The organism is Microbacterium sp. PA5, assembly GCF_049860775.1.
Taxonomy (GTDB): Bacteria; Actinomycetota; Actinomycetes; order Actinomycetales; family Microbacteriaceae; genus Microbacterium.
On record NZ_CP187567.1, the window covers coordinates 649,467 to 672,786 of the forward strand.

The following is a 23,320-nucleotide window of genomic DNA, read 5'->3' on the forward strand; positions in this document are numbered from 1 at the left end:
GCCCCGGGGGAAGCGCCCCGCACCATCCGGGCACATCCGCCCGAGCCCCCTCACCGGGCCCGCCACGCGGCGCGCCCACCCAGACACAGACACTTCCCCCGGATCATCGAAGGAGAGGACCGTGTCGGCCCTGACCGCGCTTCCCGCTGAGCGGACGGCTTCCGCATCACCCCCGCCCCCGCGACCCCGCCGTCGCTTCGACGCCACCCCGCTCGCACTGCTGATCCCGTCGCTGATCATGCTCGTCGTGTTCATCGGCTGGCCGCTCGTCCAGCTCGTGATCATGTCGTTCCAGGAGTACGGCCGCGAGCAGATCTTCGGCGCACCCGCCGACTTCATCGGCATCGAGAACTACCTCCGCGTGCTCGGCGACGCCGAGTTCTGGACGGTCCTCGCCCGCAGCATCGGCCTGTGCGTCGTCAGTGTGGCGGCCACCATGGTCCTCGGCGTGTCGATCGCGCTCATGATGAAGGCGCTCGGGAAGGTCATGCGCACGGTCGTGTCGGTCGGGCTCCTGCTGGCCTGGGCCATGCCCGCCCTCACCGCGACGATCGTCTGGGGCTGGATCTTCGACACCGAGTACGGCCTGGTCAACTACTTCCTCACGCAGGTCACCGGTGAGAGCTGGCAGGGGCACAGCTGGCTGAGCGATCCGCTGAGCTTCTTCGCCGTCGCCGCGATCATCATCACGTGGGGCGCTGTCCCGTTCGTCGCCTTCTCGACGTACGCCGGTCTCACGCAGGTCCCCGACGAGGTCATGGAGGCCGCATCGCTGGACGGCGCCGGCGGGTGGCAGCGCTTCCGCCTGATCGTCGTCCCCTACGTGCGATCGATCCTGATCGTGCTGCTCATCCTGCAGATCATCTGGGACCTGCGGGTGTTCGCTCAGATCTACGCGCTCCAGACCATCGGCGGCGTCCGCGCCGACACCAACACGATCGGCGTCTACATCTACAGCGTCTCGATGGCCACCGGCGACCTCGGCTCCGGAGGGGCGATCGCGGTGATCCTCGTGCTGATCCTGCTGGCCATCTCCGCCTACTACATCCGCACGATGCTCAAGACGGAGGACGAACTGTGAACGCGCGCACGCGCCGCACCGGAGGTCGCGTCCTCCTCAACGCCGCCGCGATCGTCGTCTTCGTCTGCTCGGTCTTCCCGGTCTACTGGATGGTGAACACGGCGTTCCTGCCCGGCTCCGCGGTCAAGACCGACACCCCGCACCTGTGGCCGGACGAGTTCACGCTCCGCAGCTTCGAGGCGGCGTGGAACGACGGCGGCTTCCTGCCGGCGCTGGGAGTCTCGCTCGCCGTGACCGTGCTGACGGTGGTGACGGCGCTGCTGTTCGCCTTCCTCGCCTCGATCGCGGTCTCCCGCTACCGCTTCCGCTCGCGCAAGACCTTCATCATCGCGATCCTCGTGATCCAGATGATCCCCGCCGAGGCGATGATCATCTCCACCTTCCGCGTGCTCGACGGCTGGCAGCTGCTGAACACGATCGTCGGCCTCTCGGCCGTGTACATCGCGATGGTGCTGCCCTTCACGATCTGGACGCTGCGCGGCTTCGTGAACGGCGTGCCCGCCGACCTCGAGGAGGCGGCGATGATCGACGGCTGCAGCCGCAATCAGGCGTTCTGGCGCGTGACCTTCCCGCTGCTGGCCCCGGGCCTCGTCTCCACGGGCATCTTCGCGTTCATCCAGGCGTGGAACGAGTTCGTCTTCGCGCTGGTGATCATGACGCGGCCGGAGACCCAGACCCTCCCCATCTGGCTGCGCAGCTTCGTGCAGGCGACGAAGGCGACCGACTGGGCGGTGGTGATGGCCGGGTCGACGCTGATGGCGATCCCGGTGATCGTCTTCTTCCTCATCGTCCAGGGCCGGATGACCAGCGGACTCATGTCGGGAGCGGTGAAGGGCTGACATGCGCCTCGGATTCGACGTCGGCGGCACCAAGACCGACGCAGTGGTCGTCGCGTCCTCGGGCGAGATCGTCGCCCGGATGCGGCGCCCCACCGGATGGGGGCGGGACGCGGTCGTGGCGACCCTCGTCGACGCCGTGTCGGATCTCGCCGCGGAGGTCGGCTGCGCGCCCGTGGAGTTCGCCTCGATCGGCATCGGCATGCCGGGACAGGTGCTGCCGGGCACCGCGCGGGTGACGCACGCCGTGAACCTCGGCATCGACGAGCTCGACCTGCGCGATGCCATCGGGCCGGAGTTCGGGGTGCCGGTGCGCGCCGAGAACGACGTCAAGGCCGCGGCGGTGGGCGCCTTCGCGCTGCGCGGCGTCGAGCGCGGCGCCCAGGGGCACGCGTCGTCGATGGCCTACCTGAACCTCGGCACAGGCATCGCCGCCGGGCTCGTCACCGACGGCGCGCTGTGGCGCGGCGCGCGCGGCGCCGCCGGCGAGGTCGGGCACATCTCCGTCGACCCCGCCGGACCGCTCTGCCGGTGCGGGCAGCGCGGCTGCATCGAGGCGTTCGCCGGCGGGGGCGCCCTGGCCCAGCGCTGGGCGCGCCCCGGCGCGCTGCCCGTGCGCGACATCTTCGACGCCGCCGACGACGGCGACCCGGCCGCGCGCGAGCTGCGGCGCGGGCTGGCGTACGGGGTGGCGGCGGCGGTGCGGGTGCTCGTACTCGCCGCTGATGTCGAGCTCGTCGTGCTGGGGGGAGGCGTGAGCGCGCTCGGCGACCGTATGCTGAACCTCGTGGTGAGCGAGCTCGAAGCCAGCGCCGCGGCGTCGCCGTTCCTGCGGTCGCTGCACCTTCCCGATCGCATCGAACTGCTGCCGGCGGGGTCGCCGGCGGCAGCCCTCGGAGCCGCGCTGATCGGCGCGACCGCCCACGAACAGGAGGCCCTCGCCCATGGCTGAGATCGTCATCGTCCCCACCGCCGCCGACGCGGGAGCCCTCGTCGCCGACGAGATCGTCCGCCTCGTCTCGGCACGGCCCGACGCCGTGCTCGGGTTGGCCACCGGCTCCACGCCGCTGCCCGTCTACGAGGCGCTGCGGCCGCGCCTGGCCGGTGTCGACGTCTCACGCGTGCGCGGGTTCGCCCTCGACGAGTACGTCGGCATCGACCCGCAGCACCCCGAGAGCTACCGGTCCGTCATCACCCGCGAGGTGGTCGAGCCGCTGGGGCTGAATCCCGACCTGATCCAGACACCCAACGGCGCGCTCGCCACGATCGAGCACGCGGGGGAGGACTACGAGGCCGCGATCGCCGCCGCCGGCGGGGTGGACCTGCAGATCCTCGGCATCGGCACCTCGGGCCACATCGGGTTCAACGAGCCGGGCTCCTCCTTCGCGTCGCGCACACGCGTGAAGACGCTCATCGAGCAGACCCGCGCCGACAACGCGCGCTTCTTCGACTCCGTCGACGACGTGCCGATGCACTGCATCACCCAGGGTCTCGGGACGATCCTCGCCGCACGCCACCTCTTCCTGCTCGCCTTCGGCGAGGGCAAGGCGCGCGCCATCGCCGGTGCCGTCGAGGGGCCCGTGACCTCCTCGCTCCCCGGCTCGGCGATCCAGCTCCACGAGCACGTGACGGTCGTCGTCGACGAGGCCGCCGCATCGCAGCTGCGCAACGCCGACTACTACCGGTACGCCTACGCGAACAAGCCGGCCTGGCAGGGGCTCTGATCGTCGCGCCGGGTCGCTAGAGTCGACGGCATGACCGATGACCGTCGGTCGGCGACGACGCCGGCGTGGATCTGGGGCGGCGGACTGCTGCTGGCCAGCGCGGTGCTGCCTCTGATCACCGGCAGCGCCGGGTTCGTGACGGCGGGCGGCGCCGTCTTCGCCTGGATCGGCATGCTCGCCTTCGCGGCGTCGATGGTCGTCTTCGCCCTCGGGCCGGGCGGACGCGGCTCGGTCGTCGCGCGGCGCCCGGCCGGGATGACCGCCCTGATCGCGCTGGCCGCCGTCACGCCGATCATCTGGGTGCTGACGGCGGTCTTCCCGTACTCCGACGCCGACCCCGGAGCGTACGCGGTGTGGGGCTACGCGGACGCCGCCGTCCGGTTCGGCGCGGCGCTGGTCGCGGTGGTCGCGGTCGGCCGCGCGCGCGTGGTGCCGCCGCCGTGGAACTGGGCACCGGCCTGGGGACTCGCGGCGGTCGTGGGCACCGCAGTGCTGGCGCAGGTGTCGGCGGTCGCCATCGCCGGACGGCCGGGCGATCAGGAGACCCTGCTGACCCTCTTCGCCTTCTCGTCGCTGGTGGCCGTGGTCGTGCCCTCGCTGCTCGGGATCCTCGCGATCGTGCTCGGGTCGCGTGCCGAGCCGCGCGCGACGGTGCCGGTCTACCCTCCGCGCGCCTGAGTCAGTCGGCGAACACCTTGCCGGGGTTGAGGATGCCGGCGGGGTCGAACACGCGCGCGATCTGGCGCTGGAGCTCCCACTGATCGTCGCCGAGCTCGTCGGCCAGCCAGCGACGCTTGAGGATGCCGATGCCGTGCTCGCCGGTCAGGGTGCCGCCCAGCCGCAGCGCGGCGCGGAACAGATCGTCGGCGGCGGCCCAGATGTGCGCCGGCACGACGACCTCGTCGGCATCCGCGCCGGCGGGGGCGTCGAAGACGAAGTTCGGGTGCAGGTTGCCGTCGCCGGCGTGGCAGACGGTCGGGATGCGGATGCCGTAGGCGGACTCGATGCGGGCGATCTCGTCGAACATCTCCGGAAGCCTGCTGCGGGGCACCGACACGTCTTCGATGAGGGTGGTGCCCAGGGACTCCATGGCCGGGTGCATGGCGCGGCGGACCGCCCACAGGCGCTCGCCCTCGGCCTCGTCGGCTGCCAGGGCGACCTGCCCTCCCAGGGTGGAGAGGAGACCGGCGATCGCCTCCGCCTCGGCGTCGGCGGCGACGCCGTCGGCCTGGATGGTCAGCTGAGCGGCGTCGGGCGGCGGGGTCGGCAGGCCCAGCAGCCGGTGGACGGCCGCCAGCGACAGCGCGTCCATCAGTTCCATGATCGCCGGCTGGAGCCCCGACGCGGTGACCGCGGCGGCGGCCACGGCGGCGGAGCGGACGTCGGGGAAGACCGCGGTCAGGGTGCGGGTCGTGCCCGGCACGCGGGGGCGGAGCTTGAGGGTGGCGCCGACGATCACGCCGAGGATGCCCTCGGACCCGATGACGAGCGACGTGAGGTCCAGGCCCGTGACCCCCTTGACGCTCCGGTGCCCGAGCCGGAGCAGCCGCCCGTCGGCGAGCACCAGATCGACGCCGAGGACGGCGTCGCGCACCACCCCGTACTTGGCGCAGAGCAGCCCGCCGGCACCGGTGGCGATGTTGCCGCCGACCGTCGAGATGGCCCGGCTGGCCGGATCGGGTGCCCACCACACCCCGTGCTCGGCGAGCACCGCGTTCAGGACCGCGTTGAGGATCCCTGGCTCCACGACGGCCAGGAGGTCGTCGGGGCGGATCTCGAGGATGCGGTCCATCCTCGCCACGGAGAGCACGATCTCGCCAGGCCCGGCGTTGGCTCCGCCTGCGAGCCCCGTTCCCGCGCCGCGGGTGACGACCGGCGTACCCGTCCGATGCGCGATGCGCAGGGTCGCCTGCACGTCGGCGACGCTCTCGGCGTGGACGACGGCGAGCGGGGGACCGGCCGAGACATGGCCCGACTTGTCGGCGCGGGCTGCGCGCAGCGCCTCCGCCGCGGTGTCCACGCGGTCGCCGAGCTGCCTGCGCAGCTCTGCGACGACGTCGTGCTCGCTCATGCGAGCCGGCGGCGCCCGGCGAGGAGTCCCGCGGTGACCGCGACCACACCGAAGACGAGGCCGACCCAGGCGTGACCCATGCTCCACCAGGCGATGGTGGCCGCCGCGTAGACGAGCAGCTCCACCAGGGCGCGCACGAACGGGTGCACGCGGACGACGGCGCGCGGCGACACGAACAGCGCCCACACCAGGATCGCGAGGATCGGCGCCCCGACGCCGGCGACGATGTTCCACGGGAGCGGCCAGGCGGTGAACCCCCACAGCGCGAGCGTCGCCAGGGCGAACAGCTCGCACACGAAGGCGAGCACGTCGATCGCGTGCAGGGGCGCGCGGGTGCCGGCGGGAAGCGGCTCCGCCGGTGCTTCCGGGCGCACGTGGGGGAGTTCGGCCATGGCGGCCATTCTACCGTTCGGACCGTCGCTAGCCTCGCCGGACGACGAGGGTGAGGACCTCGCCGACGCGGTCGCCGGCGACGTAGGCCATCGAGACGCGCGCCCCGGCGGTGAGCTCTTCGTCGGTGAGCGAGAACGAGAGCGTGCCGGTGCCGTCGGCGCCGAGCGCTGACTGCGTCACCCGGTCGTCGTCGGGGAACCACACGCGGACCGTTGCGCCGGCGGGCCCTTCGACGAACAGGGAGACCATCGTCGTCCCGTCGTCGGCGATCGCGGAGTCGAAGCCGACGAGATCCGGGATGCCCGCGGGCAGCTGGGGTGTCGGTGTCGGGGTGGGTGTGGGCGTGGGTGTCGGGGTGGGTGTGGGCGTCGGCGTGGGTGTCGGGGTGGGTGTGGGCGTCGGCGTCGGGGTGGATGTGGGCGTCGGCGTCGGGGTGGGCGTGGGTGTCGGGGTCGGGGTCGGGGTGGGCGTGGGTGTCGGACTGGGTGTCGGCGTCGGAGTCGGACTGGGCGTCGCGGTGCGCGTCGGCGAGGGCGTCGGCGCCGGAGTGGGCGTCGCCGTGGGGCTCGGGGTCGCGCTCGGGGTCGGGTCGAACGTCGGCGTCGGCGCCGGTGCGGGCTCGGCGGTGGGGCTGGTGGTCGGGGTGGCTTCAGGCACCTGTGTGGGCGAAGGGCCGGGGGCCGGGAGGGTGATCGGATCGTCGTCCCCCGCGGGCGGCAGCGGCTTCCCCGGCACACCGTCGCCCGGCGCGGCCACGTGCGTCGACACGAGCTGCGGGATGGCGACGGCGGCGCCGACGGCGACGCCCGCGACGACGAGGGTGACGAGCGCCGCGAGGCTGCCGGCACCGGCCAGGACGCCGCTCGCGCCCGCGCCGGCGGCGGCGCCCGCGCTCCCGACCGAGGAGGCCCCGAGCCCGGACCCCGACGAACCGGCGGTGCTCCCGCCGCCGACCAGGACGGCACCCGGCGCCGCCGTCGAGGCGCCCGCGGCCATCGCGACCAGTGGCGCTCCGCCGCCCTGGACGGTCGCCAGGTACGCGGTCGCGGCACCGGTGCCGACCGTGAGCGGCAGGAGGATCATCGCCAGTCGATGCGAGACCTCCCGTGCCTCCGACGCCACGATCGTGCATCGTGCGCAGTCGGCGAGATGTGCCTCGACCTTCGCGCGGTCGCGTTTGCCGAGATTGCCGCGGGCGTAGGCGCCGAGCCGATCGATGGTCCAGTGGCACGCGGAGTCCTCGGCCACCGACCGCAGGTGCGCCTGGATCCACGCCTCGCGGAGCCCTTCGCGTGCGCGGAACGCCAGCTGCGCGACCGCGGTCGGCTTCATCCCCAGCAGGGGGGCGATCTCGGCCGGCTTCATCTGCTCGATCTCCGTGTACCAGAGCACCTCCTGCCAGCGCGTGGGCAGGCTGCGGAAGGCCTGGTGCGTGAGGCTGCGGTCGAGGGCCTCGTCGGTGGCGTGCGCGCTCGCGTCGGGATCCTCGACGGCCTCGAGCTCGTCGATGGTCGTCTCTCGGCGTGCGCGGCCCCACCCCGCGGCGGTGTTGCGGATGCTCGTGAACAGGTAGGCGCGGAACGACCCGGTGGGCCCGCCGCCGTTCTGGATCGAGCGGAAGATCCTCGTGTAGGCCTCCTGCACGAGGTCGTCGGGATCGATGCTCGACGTGATCGACTGCGCCACCGAGAGCCCGGAACGGTAGTGGCGGCGCCAGAGCTCGCCGAATGCCCCGGCGTCGCCCGACCGTGTGCGCAGCACGAGGTCGGCGTCGGCGAGGTCGGGCGCGTCGTCGCGCGTGTCGTCGGTCGTGGTCATCGCAGTCGTCGAGAGGCTTCCGTGGGTGAGGAGGGCGGCGTCGGGTTCGGGGCCCACCCAAGAGACGCGTCAGCGTGCATGCTATGACGCGATTCTCGGAAAATGCCGTCCGGGCATCCGAGCGGGGGTTTTCTGCGAAGTCGCGTAATAGACCGGGGCCACCCCGGTCTCACCATCTGAGGTCGTCTACCCGACGCCCGGCGGCTCTGCCGCGGAGCGGGACGACATCGCGTGCCGCGGTCCTGGGGCTCAGACCGCGGACGAGGTCGCGCGCCTGGGGGAAGGCGCGGCGCCCACGGGGACAGGCGGGGCGGAGTGCGCTGGGGGGCGTACCCGCCCCGCATCTCCGCCGGGTCGGATGCCGTCAGGCGCGGGCCGCGCGGACGCCGTCGACCCACACCGCGCGCACCGAGAGCGCGTCGTCGAGCAGCACCGCATCGGCCGCTGCGCCCGCGCGGAGGGAGCCGTAGCGCCCCTCCTCGCCGATGGCGCGCGCCGGCACGGAGGTGAGGGCGGACACCGCGGAGGCCAGGTCGACACCGGCGCCCACCGCGACTCTCAGCGCGGCGTCCTGCGTGAGGGTGGAGCCGGCGATCGCACCGCCGTCGTCGAGGCGAGCCGTGCCGCCGGCGACCGTGACCGCGAGTCCGCCGAGCTCGTAGTGACCGTCCCCCACGCCGGCGGCGGCCATCGCGTCCGTGATGAGCGCGACGCGCCCCGGCGCGCCGGTGAAGGCGAGGGCCACGACGGAGGGGTCGACGTGGATGCCGTCGGCGATCACCTCGAGCGTGACGCGGTCGTCGCCGAGCGCCGCCACGATCGGTCCGGGCGCGCGGTGGTGGATGCCCGGCATGGCGTTGAAGGCGTGTGTGAGCAGGGTGGCGCCGGCGTCGAACGCCGCCGATGCCTGCGCGGCGGTGGCGCCGGTGTGGCCGACGGCGACCCGGGCGCCGCCGGCCACGAACCGGCGGACGGCGTCCAGCGCGCCGGGAAGCTCCGGAGCGAGCGTCACCTGTCGCACGGTCCCCGCGCCCGCGGTGAGCAGGCGGTCGACCGTCGCCGCATCCGGCGGGCGCAGCAGGCCCTCGGTGTGCGCACCCTTGTGCGCCGGGTCGAGGAAGGGGCCTTCCAGGTGGCTTCCGAGGATCGTGGCGTCGTCGCCCGCGAGGCGCGCGATCGTGCGCACCCGCTCCGCGAGGTCGTCGACGGACGCGGTCACGAGGGAGAGCACGGCCCGCGTCGTCCCCCGCGCGAGGTGGACGGCGCGGGCGGTGCGGATCGCCTCCGGACCGTCGTCGAACGCGCATCCGCCGCCGCCGTGCCCGTGCAGGTCGATGAAGCCGGGGGTGAGGATCCCGCCGTCGCCGTCGAGCGCGTCGGAGGCGGGAAGCGCGCGCCAGCCGTCGCCGGTCCCGGTGGCGATCACCACGCCGTCGCCGAACGCCGCCCACGCGTCGTCGGTGATCCGGCCGTCGTCGACCAGACGCACGGAGTGCACGACGGTGGTCATCGCGACCCGCCTGCTTCTGCGACGGCCGCGGTGACGCCCTGGCTGCGCCACAGCGGGACCAGGGCGGCCGCGCGATCCCGGAACGAGTCCCACGTGCGGTCCGGATGCGAGCCGGTGCGCGGCGACCACGCGGCCTCGGCCGCGGCGGCGATGCGGGGGAACGCGAGGGCGTCGATGTCGGCGAGGTCCCGCACCGTCTCGGTCCACAGCGGGGCCTCGACGCCGAGGATGTTCTCTTCGCCGACGCCGCCCACGACCTCCGCCGGCTCCCACGAGTACGCGCGCTCCAGGGAGGTCGCCCCGCGCGCCCAGGTGAGCCCGATCGGGAAGTCTTCGCTCGGCTTCATGTCCAGGTAGATCGCGTCGGCCGGCGAGAGGACCACGCGGCCGCCACGGGCGACGAACGCCCGCGTCTTGTCGTCCATGCCGTCGGTCGGGGTCACGAAGCCCCAGTACTGGCCGATCGTGCCCGCTGCGAGCCCTGGCGCTGCGCCGGCCTCGTGCCAGGTCACCGGTGTCTTGCCGAGTCCGGTCACGATCTCGGTCGCCCGCGCCATGGCGTAGGAGAAGTCCTCCGCCGACGTGCCGAGGGCCTCGTCGCCGCCGACGTGCAGGTAGGGGCCGGGGGTGAGGGAGGCCACGTCGGAGAGCACGTCCTCGAGGAAGGCGTACGTCTCCTCCTCGCGGATGCGCAGCGACGAGAAGCCCACCGCCATCCCCTCGTAGGGCTCGCCGTGCTGCGGCAGGCCGCCGCCGAAGACGCGGACCGTGTCGCGGACGTGATCGCTGAGAACGGGCTGCTCGGCCAGCTCGGGATAGGCGAGCGAGACCGCGTGCGTGTGCCCCGGGAGGTCGATCTCGGGGACCACGGTCATGTGCCGTGCCGCGGCGTAGGCGACGATCCGCCGGTAGTCGTCCTGGGTGAAGAAGCCGCCGCCGTCACCGCCCACCGACGAGCCGGACGCGCGCTCGGTCAGCAGCGGGCGCGACGGGATCTCCAGCCGCCAGCCCTGGTCGTCGCTGAGGTGCAGGTGCAGCACGTTGAACTTCAGCGCGGCGGCGCGGTCGATGTAGGCCTCGACGGTCGCCACGGGATGGAAGTGGCGTGCCACGTCGAGCATGACGCCGCGGTAGGCGAAGCGCGGTGCGTCGTCCACGCGGACGGCGGGGATCCGCCACGCCCCGTCGTCGTCGCGGGTGAGAAGCTGCCCGAGCGTCTGGACGCCGTAGAAGAGCCCCGCCGCGTCGGCGCCCGCGATGCGCACCCCGTCCGCGTCGGCGACGAGCCGGTAGGACTCGGGTGCGCCGGCGCCGTCCACGACGAGGTCGATGTCGCCCGTCGTGCCGTCGGCGTCATGGCCGATCGGGGCTCCGACGGCCCGCAGGATCCTGCGCAGGGCGGCGGCGGCGCTCGGGTCGCCCGAGAGTGCGGCGGCGTCCGAGAGGCGGAAGGCCGCACCGGGGGAGCGCTCGGCCGACGAGGGGAGGGGGACGACCGGGGGTGGAGTCACCATGGCTCTCATTCTGCCCGCCGGCGACTCCGGCGGAGGCATGTAAAGGTTCCTAACAAAACCGTCCGGGCCAGCCTATCAGCGCCGCATCCGGTATGCTCGGGGGGTCGCGACTGGCGTTGAGGTGGGACACCACCGGGGAGCGACCGACACGGCATTCGACCGCACGCCTGGGCCGATGCGAGCACCTCGACACCCGTCGCCGGTGCTCAGCACACAGAATCCGAAAGCCGTCGTCAGGAGATCGTCATGACCGATTCCGTCTTCAACGCCCCGCTCGCCGAGGTCGACCCCGAGATCGCCGAGGTGCTCGACCGCGAGCTCCAGCGCCAGCGCGGCTACCTCGAGATGATCGCCTCCGAGAACTTCGTGCCGGTCTCGGTGCTCCAGTCGCAGGGATCGGTCCTGACGAACAAGTACGCCGAGGGCTACCCCGGGCGTCGCTACTACGGGGGCTGCGAAGAGGTCGACGTCGCCGAAGAGCTCGCCATCCAGCGCGCCAAGGACCTGTTCGGCGCCGAGTTCGCCAACGTGCAGCCGCACTCGGGCGCCACCGCCAACGCCGCCGTGCTCCACGCCATCGCGCGTCCGGGCGACACGCTGCTCGGTCTCTCGCTCGACCAGGGCGGCCACCTCACCCACGGCATGAAGATCAACTTCTCGGGCCGGCTCTACGACATCGTCGCGTACGGCGTCGACCCGGAGACCTCGATCATCGACATGGAGGAGGTCCGCCGGCTCGCGCTCGAGCACCGCCCGAAGGTGATCATCGCCGGCTGGTCGGCCTACCCGCGCCAGCTGGACTTCGCGAAGTTCCGCGAGATCGCCGACGAGGTCGGCGCGCTCCTGTGGGTCGACATGGCGCACTTCGCCGGTCTCGTCGCCGCGGGCCTGCACCCCTCGCCCGTGCCCCACGCCCACGTCGTCTCGTCGACCGTGCACAAGACCATCGGCGGCCCCCGCTCGGGCTTCATCCTCACCAACGACGCCGACCTCGCCAAGAAGATCAACACGGCCGTCTTCCCCGGCCAGCAGGGCGGGCCGCTCATGCACGTGATCGCCGCCAAGGCGACCGCCTTCAAGCTGGCCAAGACGCCGGAGTTCGTCGAGCGGCAGGAGCGCGTGCTGCGCGGCGCGCACATCATCGCCGAGCGCCTCTCGCAGCAGGACGTGAAGGACGCCGGCATCTCGGTGCGCTCCGGCGGCACCGACGTGCACCTCGTGCTCGTCGACCTGCGCGACGCGGAGATCGACGGCAAGCAGGCCGAGGACCTCCTCCACGACATCCACATCACGGTGAACCGCAACGCGGTGCCGAACGACCCGCGCCCGCCGATGGTGACGTCGGGGCTGCGCATCGGCACTCCCGCGCTCGCCACCCGCGGGTTCGGCGACGCCGAGTTCGCCGAGGTCGCCGACATCATCGCGCTCGCGCTGCTTCCCGGCGCCGACGTCGAGGCGCTGCGCGCCCGCGTCGCGGTGCTGACCGAGGCGTTCCCCCTCTACCCGGGCCTCCAGCAGTGACGGCGCAGAAGCTCGACGGGGTCGCCACCGCGGCCGCCATCAAGGCCGAGCTCGCCCAGACGGTCGCCGCGCTCGCCGAACGGGGCATCGTCCCGGGCCTGGGCACGCTGCTCGTCGGCGACGACCCGGGATCGCGCTCCTACGTCACCGGCAAGCACCGCGACTGCGCCGAGGTCGGTGTGGCCTCGATCTCGGTCGAGCTGCCCGCGACCGCGACGCAGGACGAGATCGCCGACGCCGTCCGCGCCCTCAACGAGGACCCCGCCGTCACCGGGTTCATCGTGCAGCTGCCGCTGCCGAAGGGGATCGACGAGAACGCCATCCTCGAGCTCATCGACCCGGCGAAGGACGCCGACGGGCTCCACCCGACCAACCTCGGACGGCTGGTCCTGGGCGTCGACCCCGCGAACGCGATCGCGGCGCCCCTGCCGTGCACCCCCGCCGGCATCGTCGAGCTCCTCGAGCGCCACGGGGTCGCCATCGCGGGCAGGCACGTGACGGTCATCGGCCGCGGCATCACCGTCGGACGGCCGCTGGGCCTGCTGCTGACCCGCAAGGGCACCGATGCCACGGTGACGCTGACGCATTCGCGCACCCCCGACCTGGCCGCCGAGGTCGCCCGCGCCGACATCGTCGTCGCGGCGGTCGGGCAGCCGCATCTGGTCAAGGCCGAGTGGATCAAGCCCGGCGCCGCCGTGCTCGATGTGGGCGTGACCCGCGTCGGCACGACCGAGTCGGGGAGGGCCAAGCTCGCGGGCGATGTCGACCCCGCCGTCGCCGAGGTCGCCGGCTGGCTCTCGCCCAACCCCGGAGGCGTGGGGCCGATGACTCGGGCGATGCTCGTCGCGAATGTCGTGGAGACCGCGGCGCGCCTCGCCGGCTGACGGCGCCCTGTCGGAGCGGCGTTTCGTCTCGCTGCGCTCGCTCAACGTCCGGAGCGCGCTTCCCGGTCGTTGAGCGAGGAGCGCAGCGACGAGACGGAACGGCGCTGCCCGGCCCTCGGTCGTTGAGCGAGGAGCGCAGCGACGAGACGAAACGGAGTTGCCCGGCCCCCGGTCGTTGAGCGAGGAGCGCAGCGACGAGACGAAACGGCGCTGCCCGGCCCTCGGTCGTTGAGCGAGGAGCGCAGCGACGAGACGGAACGGCGCTGCCCGGCCCTCGGTCGTTGAGCGAGGAGCGCAGCGACGAGACGGAACGGCGCTGCCCGGCCCTCGGTCGTTGAGCGAGGAGCGCAGCGACGAGACGGAACGGCGTCGTGTCGGAGCGGCGTGTCGTCTCGCCGCGCTCGCCCAACGACCGGAGCGCCGACCCGCGTCAGGCGGTGAAGCGCGCCAGGAACTCCCGGGTGCGCGCGTGCTGCGGCGCGGTGAACAGCTGCGCGGGCGGTCCCTGCTCGACGATGACACCGTCGTCCAGGAACACGACCCGGTCGGCCACGTCGCGCGCGAAGCCCATCTCGTGCGTGGCCATGAGGATGGTCGCGCCGTCGACGACGAGCTCGCGGACGAGCTCGAGCACCTCGCCGACCAGCTCCGGGTCGAGGGCCGAGGTGATCTCGTCGAGCAGGAGCACCTCGGGGTCGGTCGCGATGGCGCGGACGATCGCCGCGCGCTGCTGCTGGCCGCCCGACAGTCTGTCGGGGTGCTCCTTCGCCTTGTCCGCGAGGCCCACCCGCGCCAGCAGTGTCCGTGCGCGCTCCTCGGCGTCGCGCCGCGGCATCCGGTGCACCACGCGCGAGGCGAGGGTGACGTTGTCGAGCACCGACAGGTGCGGGAACAGGTTGTAGCTCTGGAAGACCGCGCCGAACCGTGCGCGGATGGCGTTGGCGTCGGCGCGGGGATCGGAGATGTCGACGTCGGCGAGGAAGATCTGCCCGTCGTCGATGGGCTCCAGCAGGTTCAGGCAGCGCAGGAGCGTCGACTTGCCCGAGCCGCTCGCACCGATGACGGCGACGACCTCGTGCCGGGCGAGCTCCAGGTCGATGCCGCGCAGCACCTCGCGCTCGCCGAACGCCTTCCACAGACCGCTCGCGCGCAGCAGGGGAGCCGGGGCCGGCACGGTCACAGGATCGCTCCCGCCTGCTCGCGTTCGCGCAGCCGCGCGGTGTACCAGTCGGCCAGGCGGATCGTGGGGATCGCGAGCAGCACGAAGAGGATGCCGGCCACCACGTAGGGCGTGAAGTTGTAGGTGAGCGAGGCGACCGAGCGCGCGCCGGCGATCGCATCCATCGCGCCGAGGATCGAGATCAGCCCCACGTCCTTCTGCATCGAGATGAAGTCGTTCATGAGCGGCGGCGTCATCTTGCGCAGCGCCTGGGGCAGCACGACGCGGCGGAGCGTCTGCACGTACCCGAGCCCGAGGGCGCGGGCGGCGAGCCGCTGCGAGGGGTGCACCGCCTCGATGCCCGCCCGGATCACCTCGGCGACGTACGCGGAGTAGGTGAGCGTCACTGCGATGACGCCGAGCAGCACCACCGGCATGCGCGTGTTGGTGATCGTCGGGAGGCCGAAGCCCACGAGGTACAGCACGATGATGAACGGGAAGCCGCGGAACAGGTCGGTGTAGCCGGCGGCGATCACCCGCACCGGGAAGAACACGGGCCCGCGGAGGGTGCGCAGCACCGCCACCAGCAGCGCGACGAGCGCGACGGTGATCACCGAAAGGCCGAGCACCTGCAGGTTGATGAGGAACCCGTCCCAGACCTTGGGAAGCGCCTGCAGGGCGACGTCGGGAGCGAAGAAGCTCTGCTGGACCGATGCCCAGCCGGGCGTGTTGATGACCGTCGCCCAGACGATCGCCGCGAAGACGAGGGTCGAGGCGATCGCGACGAGCACCGACCGGCGCTCACGCCCCCGTCGGAAGGCGCGCCGGTCGAGCTCGAGCGCGCTCGGCTGATGCGATGTCACAGAACGACGCTAGCGCGACGTCACTGCAGGAGCGTCACGCCCTGGCCGGAACCCAGCCACTCGTCGGTGATCTCGGCGAGCGTGCCGTCCTCGCGGAGCGCGTCGACCGCGGCGGTGACCCGCTCGGTCAGCGGCGAGTCCTTCGCCAGCAGAAGGCCCCACTCGTCGGGCACGCCCGCAGCAGGGAGCTCCCCGACGATGAAGGAGTTCTCGATGTAGACGCCGGTCGCGTAGTACGCGGTCGGCAGGTCGAGCACGATCGCGTCGATCTGGTTCGCCTTCAGCGCGGCGACGGCGTCCTCGTTCGACGCGTAGAGCTGCGGGGCGGTCGTCGGCTGCACGGCCTCCTCGAGCGTCGTGGCGCTCGTGGAGCCGGTCATGGCGCCGAGGGTGAGGTCCTTCAGGCCCGCGAGGTCGGTGACCCCGTCGGCGGCGCCGCCCTCGATGGCGACCACGGCCTGGCTCGCGGAGTAGTACGGCGACGAGAAGTCGACGGCCTGCTTGCGCTCGTCGGTGATCGTGTACTGCTGGATGTTGAAGTCGAAGCTCTTGGGGCCCGGCGCGATGGCCGACTCGAAGCTCGTCCGCACCCACTCGACGTCATCGTGCGCGAAGCCGAGCTCGTCGGCCACGGCATACGCGACAGCCGCCTCGAAGCCCTCGCCGCTGGCCGGATCGTCGTCGATGACGTACGGGAAGTAGGCGGTCTCGCCCGTCGCGATGGTGAGCTTGCCGGGGGTCACGTATCCCTCGTCGGCGGCAGGCGACTCCGAGGAGGAGGGCGTGGTGCCCGACGCGCACCCGGTGGCGAGCAGGACGGATGCCGCGAGCGAGGCGACGATGACGGTGCGCAGGGAAGGACGAGACATGTGAGTTCTCCGTGATCAGGTGCGATCGGGTGGATCGGGACGCGGCGCCGCCCGCGTGCTGTGCGGCAGCGCCGTGGCATCCATTCTCCCGCCTCGCCGCGCACGGAGGGCGCTCGGGCGTCGCTTTGTTACAGCAACTTCATGAGCCGAGCTCGTCGAGCATGCGGCGCTGCTCGGGGGTGAGGCCGTCGCGGGTCTCCGCTGCGTCCGCCGACGGCGTCGCAGCTGCGGAGGCGCCCGGCGCGACCCGGCGTCCGGTCGCGCGGTCGTAGATCGCGCCCGTACGCGATTCGACGCGGTCGTCGACGAGGTCGTACACGACCCACGCGAGCAGGAGCAGGATCGGGGGGATCACGTAGCCCCAGAACCAGCCGCGCACGTCGACGCCCGAGAAGACGACCACGAGGATCCACACGATCAGCTCGACCACGAAGACGATCCCGTACTGCACGAGCTTCTCGCCGACGAACGTGCGACGCGAGGCGGACTTCTTCGCGGCGCCCGTGAAGAGGCGGGTGACGAACGGCTTCAGCCAGATGGTGGCCGCCGTGAGGATGACGCCGGCCCACAGCGACGCCCATCCCACGCTCACGCTCGGGAGGAGCAGCCCGATCAGGAGCAGCACGACGACGTTGAACACGTACAGCGAGGCGAACCTCACGACCCAGGACTTCATGCTCCTACAGTGGCACGCTCCGCCGCAGGCGGGAAGGCGACCCGGCGCCTGCGGGCTGAGGCGCCGGCATCCTTCTCGCCCAGGTGGCGGACACGATCGAGCCACGCGCCGCGCGCGGCGTCGTCGCTGAAGCGGACCGGCGAGAATCGCGTGACGCCGATGGTCTTCACTCCGCAGTAGCCGAGGGTGGCGCGGGTGAGCGAGGTCTCCGCGGCGTTCCGATAGACGAGGCGGTTCCAGAAGCGCGGCGAGTCCATCGTCATGACGACGCGCGCCGTCCGTCCGGACAGGAGACGGTCCGACACCGCCGATCGCTCCCGGTAGCGGAACGTGCCGCCGGAGAGGAAGACGCGATCGATGAACGCCTTGAGCGCCGCCGGGACCGTGCCCCACCACTGCGGATGGAGGACGACGAGGTGGTCGGCCCACAGCACGTCGTCGAGGTAGCGCGCGACGTCGGGGTCGAGGGCGAGATCCGCGTCGGTGCGCGGGACGCGCAGCTGGTCGCGCACGCGCGGGTGGTCCGGGATGGGGTCGCGGGCCAGATCGATGACGCGCACCTCTGCCCCCGCCCCGCGCACCCCCTCGAGGTAGGCGCCCGCGAGCGCGTGGGTGAGCGTGTCGGGCAGCGGCGTTCCCACCACGACGAGGATGCGACGGTTCATGCGGGGTGTCCCTTCTCGATGACGATGGCGGTGAGGGTGGCCAGATGTCGGTTCAGGCGCTCGCGGTCGATCGCGGCGGGGGAGACGGCGGGATCGAGCCGCGGGTCGGCGAGCATGTCGGTGAACTCGGTCTCCAGCTCGCCGCCGGCGGACTCGACCAGGTCGGCACCCCTCGGCGTCAGCGACAGGACGATCCGTCGCCCGCCGCCGGACTCGGTGGTGATCCACCCGTCCGCCACGAGCGCCGGCACGCGCTTGCTGACGGCGGCCTTCGTGACGCGCAGGCATCGGGCGAGCCCGGTGATGTCGATGGGGCCGAGCTCGGCGAGGGTCGCGAGGAACTCGAACAGGTTGTACGAGACTCCGTGGCGTTCGCGCAGCACGGCATCCGCGTAGATGTCGAGCTCGGCCACGAGCTCGTGGAGGGTGACGGTGATACGCGCGGCCATGGCACGAGTCAACCAGTTGACATGAGAGATGTCAACAGGTTTACTCGCGGAGTGTCAGCCGATGGCCACCAGTTCGTCGAGGTCGTCGTCCGGGAGCACGTCGGCCACGGCGGAGACTTCGACGTCGACCAGGTCGGCTCGGCCGCTCATCACGTTGAGGAAGGCGGTGTCCGCGGCGTCGCGGCCGGTGGCGATCCGCACCAGGCTGGAACGCGGCGCCAGGGTCGTCGCGTCGACGACCCGCCACGCGCCCTCGATCCACGCCTCTGCCACGGCGTGGAAGTCCATGGGGTGCAGTCCGGGCGCGTACACCGCGACCAGGCGCGCCGGCACGCCGCGGGCGCGCAGCAGCGCCACGCACAGGTGGGCGTAGTCGCGGCACACGCCACGGCGGGCCAGGAGCGTCTGGGTCGCACCGTCGGTCGGGAGCGACGAGCCCGGCACGTAGGAGAGCTGCGTGCCCACCCACGACGACACGGCCGTCAGCAGGTCCCTGCCCTCGGGGATGCCGCCGAACTGCGCGGCGGCGGTCGCGGCGAGGGTGTCGGAGTCGGCGTAGCGGCTCGGACGGCCGTAGACGAGCAGGTCGGTCTCCGTCGTCTCGAGCGCGGTCGCGGGGTCGCTCACGCTCGCGCGGTACTCGACGACGAGCTCGCCGGGCTCCGCGGTGAGGCGGTGCAGACGTCCGCCGTGGACGTCGGAGAGCTCGCGCACCTCCACCGGCGCGCCGTCGAGACTCGCCGTCAGCGACTCCGTCGCGGAGTAGGCGGAGGCCACGGCGATCGCGAACACGAGGTCGGCGGTCTCGGTGACCTGCAGGACGATGCGGCTCGTGACATCCCTCTTCATGCGCCCAGCCTGTCACCCCAGGGGCGGATGTCCCACTTCCGGTTGCTTGCGGGTTACGGAATGCGCCGAAATGGGGACACGGTGCGAAGAGAGTGGGACATCGGGCGCAGCGCGCTCAGGCCCAGTCGGCCGCGAAGTCCTCGGAGGCGCGGGCGAGGATCGACACGTCCGCGCCGACGAGCACGAAAGAGGCGCCCGCATCGACGTAGTCGCGCGCGACCGCCGGGTCGAAGGCGTTGACGCCCACGGGGGTGCCGGTCGCACGGACCGCGTCGAACGTGCGGCGGACCGCGGCCACGACGTCGGGGTGGGTCTGCTGACCGAGCAGCCCCATCGAGGCGGCGAGGTCGGAAGGGCCCACGAAGACGCCGTCCACGCCGTCCACCGCGGCGATCTCGGCCGCGGCGGCGACGCCCTCGGCCGTCTCGATCTGCACGAACAGCGACGTGTGGCGGTCGGCGTCCTGCAGATACCCCTCGACGCGGTTCCAGCGGGCCGATCGGGACAGCGCCGAGCCGACCCCTCGCTGCCCGCGCGGCGGGTAGCGGACGGCCGCCACGGCGGCGCGCGCCTCGTCGGCCGACGACACCATGGGCACGAGGATGTTCTGCGCCCCCAGGTCGAGGACCTGCTTGATGGTCACGACATCCCCGATCGGCACGCGGACGACCGGCGTCGCCGGGTATGCGGCGACCGCCTGCAGCTGAGCGAGCGTCGACTCCAGGCCGTTGGGCGAGTGCTCCATGTCGATCAGCAGCCAGTCGATGCCCGATCCCGCCAGGATCTCCGTCACCAGCGGCGAGCCGGCGCAGGCCCAGAGGCCGGCGAGCGGCCGGGAGCCGGCGGCCGCGAGGCGGTCCCGGAAGGTGTCCGTCAGATGAAGCGGCATGAGATGGTCCCCATCGGTCCGTAGTCGCACAGCACCTCGTCGCCGCGCGCGACCCACACGGGTCGGGTGAACGATCCGGCGAGGATGATCTCGCCCGCCTCGAGTCTGTCACCGTGCGGATGGATCTTGTTCGCGAGCCACGCCACGCCGGTCGCCGGATGACCGAGGACGCCCGCAGCCACCCCGGTCTCCTCCACCTCGCCGTTCTTGCGGAGCACCGCCGGCACCCAAGGCAGGTCGACCTCGTCGGGGCGGCGACGGGTCTCGCCGAGCACCATCGCGCCGTAGGCGGCGTTGTCGCTGATCGTGTCGACGATCGTCCGGCCCTCGAGCTCGATGTGGGAGTTGAGGATCTCCAGCGCCGGCACGACGTAGTCCGTCGCGCGCAGCGCGTCGGCCAGTGTGGCGTCCGGCCCCGCAAGCGGCTCCTTCAGCACGAAGGCCAGCTCGACTTCGACGCGGACGTTGGAGAAGTGGTCGACGGGGACGCCGTCGCCGCTGCGGAACACGGTGTCGTCGAACATCACGCCGTAGTCGGGCTCGGCGATGCCGGTCGCCTGCTGCATGGCGCGCGAGGTGAGCCCGATCTTGCGGCCGACGAGCCGGCGGCCCGCCGCCGTCATGCGATCGCGCCACACCCGCTGGATCGCGTACGAGTCCTCGACGGTGGCCTCGGGGTGCCGTGCCGTGATCCGCGGGATGACGCCGTGCGTGCGGTCCGCCTCCGCGAGCTCGGCCGCCAGCGCCGCGATGGTGGCGTCATCGAGCATCGTCCGCCCCCGCTCCGCGGGCCTGTCGGTCGGGTCCCTGAGCCTGTCGACGGATCACAGCTGGTGACCCAGCTTGTACTCGCCCTGCTTGTACTCCGGCAGCTCGTCCTCGCCCGGGCGGGTGTAGGAGAAGCCGTCGGCGCCGATCGTCACGGCCATCTCCGACGAGTCGGTGCGGGCGACCACCGGCTGCGGGTTGCCGTCGAGGTCGAGCACGAGGGAGGCCTCGGTGTACCAGGAGGGGACCACGGGGTTCCCCCACCAGTCGCGGCGCTGGTTGTCGTGGACGTCCCAGGTGACGACCGGGTTGTCGGGGTCGCCGGTGTAGTAGTCCTGCGTGTAGATCTCCACGCGATGGCCGTCGGGATCGCGCAGGTACAGGTAGAACGCGTTGGAGACGCCGTGGCGGCCCGGTCCGCGCTCGATCGCGTCGGACCGCCGGAGCGCGCCCAGCTTGTCGCAGATCGCGAGGATGTTGTGCTTCTCGTGGGTCGCGAACGCCACGTGGTGCATGCGCGGGCCGTCGCCGCCCGTCATCGCGGTGTCGTGGACGGTGGGCTTGCGGCGCATCCACGCGGCGTACACGGTGCCCTCCTCGTCCTGGATGTCCTCGGTGACGCGGAAGCCGAGCGACTGCATGAAGTTCACCGCGCGCGGCACGTCGGGGGTCACCTGGTTGAAGTGATCGAGTCGCACGAGCTCGCCCGGCGTGTGGAGGTCGTATCGCCACGACAGGCGCTCGACGTGCTCGGTCTGGAAGAAGAACTCGTAGGGGAAGCCGAGCGGGTCGGTCACGCGGACCGCGTCGCCGATGCCGCGGACGAACCCCTCCGCGCGGCGCTCCACGCGGCAGCCGAGCTCCTCGTAGAAGGCCACCGCCTTGTCGAGGTCGTCGGCGGAGCGCACCCGGTACGAGAAGGCGGCCACGGCGGCGACCGGACCCTGCCGGAGCACGAGGTTGTGATGGATGAACTCCTCCGTCGAGCGGAGGTAGATCGCCTCGTCGTCCTCCTCCGTCACGTACAGGCCGAGGACGTCGACGTAGAACGCGCGCGACGCCGCGAGGTCGGTGACGACCAGCTCCATGTAGGCGCAGCGCAGGATGTCGGGCGCCGGAGCCGTCGGCGTCGGGATGGGGTCGTCGGAGCGGATCGGCGCCTCCTGGCTCACGAAGAAGCCCGAGGAGGTGAGCGTCATCTCATCGCGGTGGGTCATGTCAGCGTCCTTGCTTACTTGCCGAAAGTGGGGTTGTGGACCTCGCCGAGCGTGATGTGCACGGCCTGCTGGTCGGTGTAGAAGTCGATGGAGCGGTAGCCGCCCTCGTGTCCCAGTCCCGAGGCCTTCACCCCGCCGAACGGGGTGCGGAGGTCTCGCACGTTGTTCGAGTTCAGCCAGACCATTCCTGCCTCGACGGACTGCGCGAAGGTGTGGGCGCGCGTCAGATCGTTCGTCCACACGTAGGCGGCGAGGCCGTACTTCGTGTCGTTCGCGAGGGCCAGGGCCTCTTCGTCGGTGTCGAACGGGGTGATCGCCACGACCGGGCCGAAGATCTCCTCCTGGAAGATCCGGGCCTCCGGGGCCACGTCGACGAACACGGTCGGGGCCACGAAGTTGCCGAAGGCGAAGCCCTCCGGCTGCCCGCCGCCGGCGACGAGGCGCCCCTCGCCCTTGCCGATCTCGATGTAGCCCATCACCTTCTCGAAGTGCTCGGGGTGCACGAGCGCCCCCACCTCGGTCGCCGGGTCGTGCGGGTAGCCGACTTTCACGCGCTTCGCCTGCGCGGCATAGCGCTCGACGAACTCGTCGTAGACCTCCCGCTGCACGAGGATGCGGCTGCCGGCGGTGCAGCGCTCGCCGTTGAGCGAGAACACGCCGAAGATGGTCGCGTCGACGGCCGCGTCGAGGTCGGCGTCGGCGAAGACGATCGCGGGCGACTTGCCGCCGAGCTCCATCGACAGGCCTTTGAGGTGGGGCGCCGCGTTGGCGAAGATGAGCTGCCCCGTGCGGCTCTCGCCCGTGAACGAGATGAGCGGAACGTCGGGGTGCTTCACGAGGGCGTCGCCGGCCTCCTCGCCCAGTCCGTTGACGAGGTTGAAGACCCCGGGCGGCAGCCCCGCCTCCTCGAAGATCCCCGCCCACAGCGACGCCGACAGCGGCGTGAACTCCGCGGGCTTGAGCACGACCGTGTTGCCGGTGGCCAGCGCGGGGCCGAGCTTCCACGACTCGAGCATGAACGGCGTGTTCCAGGGCGTGATGAGCCCCGCGACCCCGATCGGCTTGCGGTTGACGTAGTTGAGCTGGCGTCCGGGCACCTTGAACGTGTCGTCGGACTGGGCGACGATCAGGTCGGCGAAGAAGCGGAAGTTCTCGGCTGCGCGGCGGGCCTGGCCGAGGGCCTGCGTGATCGGCAGTCCGGAGTCGAAGGACTCCAGCTCGGCGAGGCGGGCGTCGCGCGATTCGACGATGTCGGCGATCCGGTGGAGCACCCGCGAGCGCTCGCGGGGAAGCATGCGCGGCCACGGGCCGTCGGTGAACGCCCGGCGCGCGGCGGCGACGGCCCTGTCGATGTCGTCCTTCTTGCCGGCCGCGGCCTGCACGTAGGTCTCGTTGGAGACGGGCTCGAGCACGTCGAAGGTGTCGCCGTCGAGCGAGTCGACGAACTCCCCGTCGATGTAGTGCCGGATGCGGCTCGGCAGGTCGGCCGGCACGTGGCGGGTGTCGAGGGAGGGAGTGGTCATGGTGCTCCTTGTGGTGACGGGAGGCGGGTCGGAAGGCCGGG

At 72.1% G+C, this 23,320-nt stretch carries 23 protein-coding genes and 1 riboswitch; of the genes, 7 read left to right on the forward strand and 16 right to left on the reverse strand.

Going from position 1 to position 23,320, the window contains the following annotated elements:
- Nucleotides 1-121 precede the first annotated feature (121 nt).
- From ACPWUT_RS02965 to ACPWUT_RS02985, 5 genes are read left to right on the forward strand one after another with little or no spacing between them, the layout of a single operon-like run.
- Nucleotides 122-1,081 carry a carbohydrate ABC transporter permease gene (locus tag ACPWUT_RS02965; protein WP_284528266.1) on the forward strand — a complete coding sequence of 320 codons (960 nt, stop codon included), beginning with the start codon at nt 122-124 and terminating at the stop codon, nt 1,079-1,081.
- Nucleotides 1,078-1,920 carry a carbohydrate ABC transporter permease gene (locus ACPWUT_RS02970; RefSeq protein ID WP_425840458.1) on the forward strand — a complete coding sequence of 281 codons (843 nt, stop codon included), beginning with the start codon at nt 1,078-1,080 and terminating at the stop codon, nt 1,918-1,920. The genes ACPWUT_RS02965 and ACPWUT_RS02970 overlap by 4 nt, the downstream gene beginning before the upstream one ends.
- 1 nt (nt 1,921) lies before the next feature.
- On the forward strand, nt 1,922-2,869 hold the full coding sequence (locus ACPWUT_RS02975; protein WP_425840461.1) for an ROK family protein: 948 nt from the start codon (nt 1,922-1,924) through the stop codon (nt 2,867-2,869).
- The gene (locus ACPWUT_RS02980; protein ID WP_284528263.1) at nt 2,862-3,641 is read left to right on the forward strand and encodes a glucosamine-6-phosphate deaminase; all 780 of its coding nucleotides are present in this window, start codon (nt 2,862-2,864) and stop codon (nt 3,639-3,641) included. Before ACPWUT_RS02975 ends, ACPWUT_RS02980 begins: the two co-directional genes overlap by 8 nt.
- A 30-nt stretch (nt 3,642-3,671) precedes the next feature.
- Nucleotides 3,672-4,319 carry a hypothetical protein gene (locus ACPWUT_RS02985; protein ID WP_425840464.1) on the forward strand — a complete coding sequence of 216 codons (648 nt, stop codon included), beginning with the start codon at nt 3,672-3,674 and terminating at the stop codon, nt 4,317-4,319.
- A gap of 1 nt (nt 4,320) precedes the next feature.
- Here the strand turns inward: ACPWUT_RS02985 and ACPWUT_RS02990 are convergent, their stop codons facing one another.
- The 5 genes from ACPWUT_RS02990 to ACPWUT_RS03010 all read right to left on the reverse strand — a co-directional run bounded on the left by ACPWUT_RS02990 (nt 4,321) and on the right by ACPWUT_RS03010 (nt 10,947).
- The gene (locus ACPWUT_RS02990) at nt 4,321-5,712 is read right to left on the reverse strand and encodes an FAD-binding oxidoreductase (RefSeq protein ID WP_425840467.1); all 1,392 of its coding nucleotides are present in this window, start codon (nt 5,710-5,712) and stop codon (nt 4,321-4,323) included.
- Nucleotides 5,709-6,104 carry a YrdB family protein gene (locus tag ACPWUT_RS02995; RefSeq protein WP_284528260.1) on the reverse strand — a complete coding sequence of 132 codons (396 nt, stop codon included), beginning with the start codon at nt 6,102-6,104 and terminating at the stop codon, nt 5,709-5,711. Before ACPWUT_RS02995 ends, ACPWUT_RS02990 begins: the two co-directional genes overlap by 4 nt.
- Nucleotides 6,105-6,132: 28 nt before the next feature.
- Nucleotides 6,133-7,923, reverse strand: coding sequence for a sigma-70 family RNA polymerase sigma factor (locus ACPWUT_RS03000; protein ID WP_425840470.1), 1,791 nt, complete (start codon nt 7,921-7,923; stop codon nt 6,133-6,135).
- A 364-nt stretch (nt 7,924-8,287) separates the two neighbouring features.
- The gene (gene nagA, locus ACPWUT_RS03005) at nt 8,288-9,433 is read right to left on the reverse strand and encodes an N-acetylglucosamine-6-phosphate deacetylase (RefSeq protein WP_425840473.1); all 1,146 of its coding nucleotides are present in this window, start codon (nt 9,431-9,433) and stop codon (nt 8,288-8,290) included.
- Nucleotides 9,430-10,947, reverse strand: coding sequence for a family 20 glycosylhydrolase (locus ACPWUT_RS03010; protein ID WP_425840476.1), 1,518 nt, complete (start codon nt 10,945-10,947; stop codon nt 9,430-9,432). The genes nagA and ACPWUT_RS03010 overlap by 4 nt, the downstream gene beginning before the upstream one ends.
- A 96-nt stretch (nt 10,948-11,043) precedes the next feature.
- Nucleotides 11,044-11,127, forward strand: a riboswitch (ZMP/ZTP riboswitch).
- A 66-nt stretch (nt 11,128-11,193) separates the two neighbouring features.
- On the opposite strand from ACPWUT_RS03010, the gene glyA reads away from it, so the two are divergent.
- Entirely contained in the window at nt 11,194-12,468 is a 1,275-nt protein-coding gene (glyA, locus tag ACPWUT_RS03015; RefSeq protein ID WP_284529614.1) for a serine hydroxymethyltransferase, read from the forward strand.
- Complete coding sequence (locus tag ACPWUT_RS03020) at nt 12,465-13,352, forward strand: bifunctional methylenetetrahydrofolate dehydrogenase/methenyltetrahydrofolate cyclohydrolase (protein WP_284529615.1); 888 nt, start codon at nt 12,465-12,467, stop codon at nt 13,350-13,352. The genes glyA and ACPWUT_RS03020 overlap by 4 nt, the downstream gene beginning before the upstream one ends.
- A gap of 430 nt (nt 13,353-13,782) precedes the next feature.
- On the opposite strand, the gene ACPWUT_RS03025 is transcribed toward ACPWUT_RS03020, so the two are convergent.
- The 11 genes from ACPWUT_RS03025 to hpaE all read right to left on the reverse strand — a co-directional run bounded on the left by ACPWUT_RS03025 (nt 13,783) and on the right by hpaE (nt 23,279).
- Complete coding sequence (locus tag ACPWUT_RS03025) at nt 13,783-14,526, reverse strand: amino acid ABC transporter ATP-binding protein (RefSeq protein WP_425840481.1); 744 nt, start codon at nt 14,524-14,526, stop codon at nt 13,783-13,785.
- A gap of 2 nt (nt 14,527-14,528) precedes the next feature.
- Entirely contained in the window at nt 14,529-15,374 is an 846-nt protein-coding gene (locus tag ACPWUT_RS03030; protein WP_425840484.1) for an amino acid ABC transporter permease, read from the reverse strand.
- A gap of 20 nt (nt 15,375-15,394) precedes the next feature.
- Nucleotides 15,395-16,243, reverse strand: coding sequence for a transporter substrate-binding domain-containing protein (locus tag ACPWUT_RS03035; protein WP_425840487.1), 849 nt, complete (start codon nt 16,241-16,243; stop codon nt 15,395-15,397).
- A 139-nt stretch (nt 16,244-16,382) separates the two neighbouring features.
- Complete coding sequence (locus ACPWUT_RS03040; RefSeq protein WP_284529621.1) at nt 16,383-16,919, reverse strand: hypothetical protein; 537 nt, start codon at nt 16,917-16,919, stop codon at nt 16,383-16,385.
- Entirely contained in the window at nt 16,916-17,584 is a 669-nt protein-coding gene (locus tag ACPWUT_RS03045) for an NAD(P)H-dependent oxidoreductase (RefSeq protein WP_425840491.1), read from the reverse strand. Before ACPWUT_RS03045 ends, ACPWUT_RS03040 begins: the two co-directional genes overlap by 4 nt.
- Nucleotides 17,581-18,033 (reverse strand): MarR family winged helix-turn-helix transcriptional regulator, encoded by a 453-nt coding sequence (locus ACPWUT_RS03050; protein WP_284529624.1) that lies wholly within the window; start codon nt 18,031-18,033, stop codon nt 17,581-17,583. The genes ACPWUT_RS03045 and ACPWUT_RS03050 overlap by 4 nt, the downstream gene beginning before the upstream one ends.
- A gap of 54 nt (nt 18,034-18,087) precedes the next feature.
- The gene (locus ACPWUT_RS03055) at nt 18,088-18,882 is read right to left on the reverse strand and encodes a transglutaminase-like domain-containing protein (RefSeq protein WP_425840494.1); all 795 of its coding nucleotides are present in this window, start codon (nt 18,880-18,882) and stop codon (nt 18,088-18,090) included.
- A 115-nt stretch (nt 18,883-18,997) separates the two neighbouring features.
- Nucleotides 18,998-19,771 carry an HpcH/HpaI aldolase family protein gene (locus ACPWUT_RS03060; protein ID WP_425840497.1) on the reverse strand — a complete coding sequence of 258 codons (774 nt, stop codon included), beginning with the start codon at nt 19,769-19,771 and terminating at the stop codon, nt 18,998-19,000.
- The gene (locus ACPWUT_RS03065) at nt 19,756-20,541 is read right to left on the reverse strand and encodes a 2-oxo-hepta-3-ene-1,7-dioate hydratase (RefSeq protein ID WP_425840500.1); all 786 of its coding nucleotides are present in this window, start codon (nt 20,539-20,541) and stop codon (nt 19,756-19,758) included. The genes ACPWUT_RS03060 and ACPWUT_RS03065 overlap by 16 nt, the downstream gene beginning before the upstream one ends.
- A 54-nt stretch (nt 20,542-20,595) precedes the next feature.
- On the reverse strand, nt 20,596-21,756 hold the full coding sequence (gene hpaD, locus ACPWUT_RS03070) for a 3,4-dihydroxyphenylacetate 2,3-dioxygenase (protein WP_425840502.1): 1,161 nt from the start codon (nt 21,754-21,756) through the stop codon (nt 20,596-20,598).
- Between the two features lie 14 nt (nt 21,757-21,770).
- The gene (hpaE, locus tag ACPWUT_RS03075; RefSeq protein WP_425840505.1) at nt 21,771-23,279 is read right to left on the reverse strand and encodes a 5-carboxymethyl-2-hydroxymuconate semialdehyde dehydrogenase; all 1,509 of its coding nucleotides are present in this window, start codon (nt 23,277-23,279) and stop codon (nt 21,771-21,773) included.
- Nucleotides 23,280-23,320 lie beyond the last annotated feature (41 nt).

Bases quoted from the DNA above. Each gene is read 5' to 3' on its own strand.
- ACPWUT_RS02975 (WP_425840461.1), top strand. From the start codon at position 1,922: ATGCGCCTCGGATTCGACGTCGGCGGCACCAAGACCGACGCAGTGGTC.
- ACPWUT_RS02980 (WP_284528263.1), top strand. From the start codon at position 2,862: ATGGCTGAGATCGTCATCGTCCCCACCGCCGCCGACGCGGGAGCCCTC.
- ACPWUT_RS02985 (WP_425840464.1), top strand. From the start codon at position 3,672: ATGACCGATGACCGTCGGTCGGCGACGACGCCGGCGTGGATCTGGGGC.
- ACPWUT_RS02990 (WP_425840467.1), bottom strand. From the start codon at position 5,712: ATGAGCGAGCACGACGTCGTCGCAGAGCTGCGCAGGCAGCTCGGCGAC.
- ACPWUT_RS02995 (WP_284528260.1), bottom strand. From the start codon at position 6,104: ATGGCCGAACTCCCCCACGTGCGCCCGGAAGCACCGGCGGAGCCGCTT.
- ACPWUT_RS03000 (WP_425840470.1), bottom strand. From the start codon at position 7,923: ATGACCACGACCGACGACACGCGCGACGACGCGCCCGACCTCGCCGAC.
- nagA (WP_425840473.1), bottom strand. From the start codon at position 9,433: ATGACCACCGTCGTGCACTCCGTGCGTCTGGTCGACGACGGCCGGATC.
- ACPWUT_RS03010 (WP_425840476.1), bottom strand. From the start codon at position 10,947: ATGGTGACTCCACCCCCGGTCGTCCCCCTCCCCTCGTCGGCCGAGCGC.
- glyA (WP_284529614.1), top strand. From the start codon at position 11,194: ATGACCGATTCCGTCTTCAACGCCCCGCTCGCCGAGGTCGACCCCGAG.
- ACPWUT_RS03035 (WP_425840487.1), bottom strand. From the start codon at position 16,243: ATGTCTCGTCCTTCCCTGCGCACCGTCATCGTCGCCTCGCTCGCGGCA.
- ACPWUT_RS03040 (WP_284529621.1), bottom strand. From the start codon at position 16,919: ATGAAGTCCTGGGTCGTGAGGTTCGCCTCGCTGTACGTGTTCAACGTC.
- ACPWUT_RS03045 (WP_425840491.1), bottom strand. From the start codon at position 17,584: ATGAACCGTCGCATCCTCGTCGTGGTGGGAACGCCGCTGCCCGACACG.
- ACPWUT_RS03050 (WP_284529624.1), bottom strand. From the start codon at position 18,033: ATGGCCGCGCGTATCACCGTCACCCTCCACGAGCTCGTGGCCGAGCTC.
- ACPWUT_RS03055 (WP_425840494.1), bottom strand. From the start codon at position 18,882: ATGAAGAGGGATGTCACGAGCCGCATCGTCCTGCAGGTCACCGAGACC.
- ACPWUT_RS03060 (WP_425840497.1), bottom strand. From the start codon at position 19,771: ATGCCGCTTCATCTGACGGACACCTTCCGGGACCGCCTCGCGGCCGCC.
- ACPWUT_RS03065 (WP_425840500.1), bottom strand. From the start codon at position 20,541: ATGCTCGATGACGCCACCATCGCGGCGCTGGCGGCCGAGCTCGCGGAG.
- hpaD (WP_425840502.1), bottom strand. From the start codon at position 21,756: ATGACCCACCGCGATGAGATGACGCTCACCTCCTCGGGCTTCTTCGTG.
- hpaE (WP_425840505.1), bottom strand. From the start codon at position 23,279: ATGACCACTCCCTCCCTCGACACCCGCCACGTGCCGGCCGACCTGCCG.